This window comes from Oscillibacter sp., from assembly GCF_028693505.1.
GTDB lineage: Bacteria > Bacillota > Clostridia > Oscillospirales > Oscillospiraceae > Oscillibacter.
In genome coordinates, this window is record NZ_JAQUVF010000047.1 from 1 (window position 1) to 6,464 (window position 6,464).

Consider the following 6,464-nt stretch of genomic DNA (forward strand, 5'->3'; position numbering starts at 1 on the left):
ACAATTTTCGAACGCAAGAAGCTGTTTTACCTTTTCGTGGAGCCATGCTTCATTTGGGAAATCTTTTATTAATATCATAAACTCGTCTCCCCCAAATCTTCCGGAAATATCAGAGACTCTAAACGTTTTCTTAATCAAAGTACCAAGCATTCTAATGGCGCTGTCTCCCTCATAATGCCCGTAAGTATCGTTATAGAGCTTGAAATTGTCAATGTCTAACAGCAAGAATGCGTGCGTTCGATACGCATCCCGGCTTAAAAACTCCTTCAGCAATGTTTTGAAATAATCCTTGTTGTACATGCCTGTAAAAGCGTCTGTGACAGCTTTCTCTTTCAATAAATCATTTTGATGTTTTATATGCGAAATATCAGTGATTACACCAATCATTTTTACAGGTTTGTTGTCTTGCATGACCGGTGACACATCAATTTTAAACCATATGAAATTTGAACCGCCGGCCCGCATCCGTGCTTGATAGGTGGTGGCGTGTCCGCTTAAAATAGCACTGAAAGCTTTTGTAATAATCGCTTCATCATCAGGATGAGAAAAATAATTAGATGTAGCCAGTCTGTACGCTTCCGGACTCAGCGTGCTATATGGCTGAACATCGTTTAAAATGGCGTCGCCTGCAACACCAAATATATCTTCTGCGTTTTCAAAAAAAGTGTAGAGCTGTTGTACCAGGTCAACCTCAAACACACAAATTTTTGCTGCTTTTAGGGCTATGGTTAGTCGTTCTTTAAACAGATCTGCTTCATCTGAATTGGCGGTATTGAGTGGGGACATTTCCAATTAAGCAACTCCTTCGTAAGTACAGTCTGCCGCCGGCAAATCGCTGTGCGAAAAGGGCTTCATCAGGGAGTGGGCGGCTTTCGGGGCAGAGGCGTCTATGGCACATTCGTCACTGGCAATGGAGAATCCAAGTGCGCCCCTATCGTGCCGGCGGCAAAGTTCTTTTGCGATTTCAGCACTATTTTAGCATGAATTGGATGTGTTGTCGAGCCTGACCGGAGAAGGGCAATATAGATATGTGCTGTGCTTGCTCGGTTATGATGGCGCGGGCTTTGCACATAAACACCGTTGACCCACACAGAGAAACGGGGGGAGCACAAGGCGGTATCTTTTTTATCCACACGGCGCAAGGGAAGAAGGCACCTGGCGGAAAGGACTTTTTCGCAGGGGATTTCCTGCGGTTTTGCCGAGTTTCCAAACCAGTTTGCGTATTATTCTTGACATTGCCAGCCCGGACTGATAAAGTAGATAAAGGTATGAATGATCCATAGGGAAGTTCTGTAAAATAAAGAGTGGAAAGTCATTCCGCGCAATGGAAAGGAAAGAAAATATGGCTAAAAAGTATGTAGTTATGGACGGAAATACAGCTGCTGCCCATGTGGCATATGCCTTCACGGAAGTTGCTGCTATCTATCCGATCACCCCGTCTTCTCCCATGGCGGAAAAGGTGGACGAATGGTCTGCCAAGGGCAGAAAGAATTTGTTCGGTTCCACGGTGGACGTTATTCAGATGCAGTCTGAGGCCGGCGCCGCCGGTACCTGCCACGGCTCCCTGCAGGCGGGCGCACTGACCACCAGTTTCACCTCCTCTCAGGGTCTGATGCTGATGATCCCCGCCATGTACGCCATGGGCGGGCAGTTTTTGCCAAACGTCCTGCACATCGCCTCCCGCGTGGTGACCTCCAACCATCACTCGATCTTTGGCGATCACACCGACTTTATGACCTGCCGCATGACCGGCTATGGCATGCTGATGTCCGCGTCTCCCCAAGAGGCCATGGATTTGGGCGCCGTTGCCCACCTCTCCGCCATCAGCGCCAAGTACGCCTTCATGCACTGCTTTGACGGCTTCCGCACCTCTCACGAGATGCAGCGCATCGAGGCCCTGGACTATGAGGACCTCAGAGGCCTGATGGATACCCAGGCGCTGAAGGATTTCCGCCGGAACGCGCTGAATCCGGAGCATCCCACCAACCGCGGCAACAACGTCAACCCCGACGTTTACTTCCAGTGCAAGGAGGGCGCCAACGAAAAGGCCGCCTCCGTGCCTGATACGGTCCAGCATTACATGGACGAAATCAACAAGCTCACCGGCCGGGATTACAAGCTCTTCAACTACTATGGCGCTCCCGACGCGGAAGAGGTCATCGTGGTCATGTGCTCCGCCTCCGAGACGGTGAAGGAGACCATTGATTTCCTGAACGCCAATGGCCGGAAGGTCGGCCTTGTGCAGATCCATCTGTACAGACCGTTCTCCGTCAAGCATTTCACGGACGCCATTCCCGCCACCTGTAAGAAGATCGCCGTGCTGGACCGCTCCAAGGAGACCGGCAGCGTGGGCGAGCCGGTGTATCTGGACGTCGTCACCGCGCTGAATCAGGCCGGCAGAGGCGATATTCAGGTCGTCGGCGGCCGGTACGGCCTCTCCTCCAAGGATACCACCCCCGGCCAGTTCATTGCCGTGTATGAAAACCTCAAGCAGGAGACGCCCAAGAACAACTTCACCATCGGTATCATCGACGATGTGACCCACACCTCCCTGGACTACAAGGAAGTGGAAGTCCCCCATCCCGGCGAGGTCTCCTGCAAGATCTGGGGCCTTGGCGGTGACGGCACCGTGGGCGCCAACAAGAACGCCATCAGCACCATCGGCCTTGTGGCTGACAAGTATGCGCAGGCGTATTTCTCCTATGACTCCATGAAGTCCGGCGGCCTGACCCAGTCCCACCTGCGCTTTGGCGACCAGCCCATCCGCTCTACTTATCTGGTTTCCTCCGCTGATTTCGTGGGCGTCCATGCGCCGACGTATGTCGGCAAGTACGATACCACCGAGGATCTGAAGGACGGCGGCATTTTCCTTTTGAACTGCCCCTGGACCGCGGAGGAGCTGGAAGAGCGTCTGCCCGCCAAGATGAAGCAGGACCTGAGCCGCAAGCACGCCCAGTTCTACACCATCGACGCGGTGAAGCTTGCCGCCAGCATCGGCCTTGGCAAGCGCACCAACAGCATTCTGCAAGCTGCCTTCTTCGCCCTGACCAAGGTCATTCCGCTGGATGTGGCCGTGGAGGACATGAAGAAGAACAACTACAATTCCTACTTCAAGAAGGCCGGTCAGAAGATCGTTGATCTGAACAACCAGGCTGTGGATGTGGGCGTGAGCGCTGCCGTGAAGGTGGAGATCCCCGCCAGCTGGGCAAACGCTGTGGATGCCCCTGCCGCAGAGATCAAGGCCACGCCCTTTGTCCGGGATATTGTGATGCCCATGGACCACCAGAAGGGCGACAAGCTGCCCGTCTCCGTGTTCAAAAAGCACGGCGTGCTGGACGGCACCTGGGAAAACGGCACCTCTGCCTACTCCAAGCGCGGCGTTGCCACCACGGTGCCCAAGTGGAACGCGGAGAGCTGCATCCAGTGCAACCGCTGCTCCATGGCCTGCCCCCACGCCGCTATTCGCCCCGTTTTGCTGAGCGAAGCGGAAAAGGCCACCGTGCCCGCCTCCTTTGAGACGGTGCCCGCCAAGGGCCTTGGCAAGGATGCCCCCGCTTACTCCTTCCGTATGCAGGTCTCTCCCTATGACTGCCTCAGCTGCGGCGTGTGCCTGACGGTGTGCCCCGCCAAGGAAAAGGGCGCTCTGGTCATGACGCCGTTCGAGGAAATGAAGCCCGAGCAGGTGAACTTCGACGAGGTCGCCATGAACGACGCCTATTTGAAGAAGGATATCATCTCCAACAAGAGCGTCAAGACCATGCAGTTTGCAAAGCCCTACTTCCAGTTCTCCGCCGCCTGCGCAGGCTGCGCGGAGACCACCTACATCAAGCTGGTCAGCCAGATGGTGGGCGACCGGATGTACATCGGCAACGCGGCGGGCTGCTCCTCCGCCATCAGCGGCGGCGCGCCCATCCTGCCCTACTGCAAGGACAGCTGCGGTCACGGCCCCGCTTGGGAGCACTCCCTGTTCGAGGATAACGCCGAGTTTGCCTATGGCTTCTTCCATGCACAGGACGCAATCCGCAAGGAGTTCCTGGTTCGGCTGGAAGCCATGAAGGACGCCGGTGTGGCAGTGGACGCCATCAGCGCCTATATGGCGGACTGGAACGACCACGACAAGTCCCGCGCCGTTTCCGACGCGCTGATCGCCGCACTGGAGAGCATCGAGCGCACCCCCGACGTGGAGTACATCTTGGATAATAAGGAATACCTGGCCAAGAAGTCCATCTGGGCCATCGGCGGCGACGGCTGGGCCTACGATATCGGCTTTGGCGGCATTGACCACGTCATGGCGCAAAACCGCGACGTGAACCTGCTGGTTCTGGATACCGAGGTTTATTCCAACACCGGCGGACAGTCCTCCAAGTCCACCCCCATCTCCGCGGTTGCGAAGTTCGCTGCCGGCGGCAAGCAGGTGGCCAAGAAGGACCTGGGCGCCATCCTCATGAACTACGGCTATGTGTATGTTGCGCAGGTGGCCATGGGCGCCGATCAGGCGCAGACCCTGAAGGCAATTCGCGAGGCAGAGGCCTATCCCGGCCCCGCCATCGTCATTGCATACTGCCCCTGCCTGGAGCAGCACATCAAGGCCGGCATGAGCTGCACGCAGGACGAGATGAAGAAGGCTGTCGATTGCGGTTACTGGCAGCTCTACCGCTACGATCCCCGCCGGATCGCAGAGGGCAAGAACCCGTTCCAGCTGGATTCTCCCGAGCCGGATACGGATAAGCTCATGGATTATCTCATGGGCGAGAACCGCTTTGCATCCCTGAAAAACAATTTCCCGGGCCGTGCCGACGCCCTGTATACCAAGGAAATTGAAGATGTGAAGAGACGCTACGCCAAATATCGCAAGATGGCTGACGATCAGTAAGAAAGCCTTTTGTCCCAACCAAGCTGAAAACCGCCAAGCAGTCCCCGTAAGGACCGGCTGTCCCGCTATGGTCTGGAATGGAAACAACGGGGTGCCGCCTGCATTTGGGCGGCACCCCAAACCCTTTGTCAAGGGCGCGCCGATTTGCCCGGCCCGCCCCATGCATTGAGCGCTTCTGCCAAAGCAGGAGCGAATTTTGAGGAGGAACCATATGTATCAGACAGTTCGCTACGAAAAGCAGGAAAACATCGCCATCGTGACTATCACCCGGCCTGAGGCGCTCAACGCCATCAATGCCGACGTGCTGCGCGATTTGGCGCAGGTCATTACCGAGGTGGAAAAGGACGAAGCACTGCACTGCATGATCCTCACCGGCGAGGGCCGTTCCTTTGTGGCCGGCGCCGATATCGGCGTGCAGTGCCCCATGGACCTGACCGCCGGCCGCAACTGGGGCCGCACCGGCAGCGCCCTGTTCCGCCGCATTGAGAAGCTGGAGATCCCCACCATCGCGGCAGTCAACGGCTTTGCGCTGGGCGGCGGCTGTGAGATCGCCATGGCCTGCGACATCATTCTGGCTTCTGAAAAGGCCAAATTCGGCCAGCCCGAGGTCACGCTGGGAATCACCCCCGGCTTTTCCGGGACCCAGCGTCTGCCCCGCCGTGTGGGCGTTGCCAAGGCCAAGGAGCTGATTTTCTCCGGCAAGATGATCAAGGCGGACGAGGCAAAGGAGATCGGCTTGGTCAACGGTGTTTACGCGCCGGAGGAGCTGATGAACGCCGCGCTGGAGATGGCAAAGTCCTTTGCCAAAGCGGCCCCCATTGCCGTGAAATATTCCAAGGCCTGCATCGACCGCGGTATGCAGATGGACATTGACGACGGCATCGCGCTGGAAAACGAAATGTTCGGTATGTGCTACGCCACCGCCGACCAGAAGGAGGGCATGACGGCCTTCCTGGAAAAGCGCCCCGCAACCTTCAAGAATCAGTAAAAAAAGCTGCGGTGAGACGGCGCGAAGAGAGCGCCGTCTCACTGCGCTTCTCTTTCCAGATGCTGCCGCAAAAGAAGCGTATCGCGCGGAAAGAAAACAGCGCAAAGCATTGGAAACAAAGAAAAAGCGAAGAGATGCCACGAATGTTACGGTTATGTTACAAACGGCCCGGGCATATTGCTTTTCCAAAATTGCCGTGTTATATTCATCATGCAGAATGAAATGCCAGAGGACCGTCCCGGAGTAGATACGGGGTCGGCTAGCCACTGTATGTGCGCCGGAAAAGTCTGAGGGCAAATCGTTTTGACAAAGATGGCGGTAAATTCCGCTAAATTTCAAAGGAGGAAAACACCTATGAAGAAGTTCCTTTCTCTGGTTCTGGCTCTGGTTATGACCATGTCTTTGGTCACCATCAGCGCCGGTGCCGAGGACTTCACGGACAGCAACAAGATCAACTACAAAGAAGCTGTTGACGTGATTTCCGCTCTGGATGTCGTTGATGGTTACACCGACGGCACCTTCAATCCCAGCGCTACCCTGACCCGTGGCGCCGCTTCCAAGATCATCTGCAACCTGATCCTGGGGCCCACCACCGCATCCGCT

At 55.9% G+C, this 6,464-nt stretch carries 4 protein-coding genes; 3 read left to right on the forward strand and 1 reads right to left on the reverse strand.

Annotated features, from left to right (window positions below):
• Window positions 1–786, reverse strand: a 786-nt coding sequence (locus tag PHI30_RS10005; RefSeq protein ID WP_300027319.1) for a diguanylate cyclase, incomplete at its 3' end; no start/stop codon positions are given.
• Window positions 787–1,342: 556 nt separating this feature from the next.
• Here PHI30_RS10005 and nifJ point away from each other — a divergent pair.
• The 3 genes from nifJ to PHI30_RS10020 form a co-directional block, all read left to right on the forward strand.
• Window positions 1,343–4,873, forward strand: a complete 3,531-nt coding sequence (nifJ, locus tag PHI30_RS10010) for a pyruvate:ferredoxin (flavodoxin) oxidoreductase (RefSeq protein ID WP_300027311.1) — start codon at window positions 1,343–1,345, stop codon at window positions 4,871–4,873.
• A 211-nt stretch (window positions 4,874–5,084) separates the two neighbouring features.
• Window positions 5,085–5,861, forward strand: coding sequence for an enoyl-CoA hydratase-related protein (locus PHI30_RS10015; protein WP_300027313.1), 777 nt, complete (start codon window positions 5,085–5,087; stop codon window positions 5,859–5,861).
• Window positions 5,862–6,215: 354 nt separating this feature from the next.
• A partial coding sequence (locus tag PHI30_RS10020) for an S-layer homology domain-containing protein (RefSeq protein ID WP_300027316.1) occupies window positions 6,216–6,464 on the forward strand: 249 nt, incomplete at its 3' end.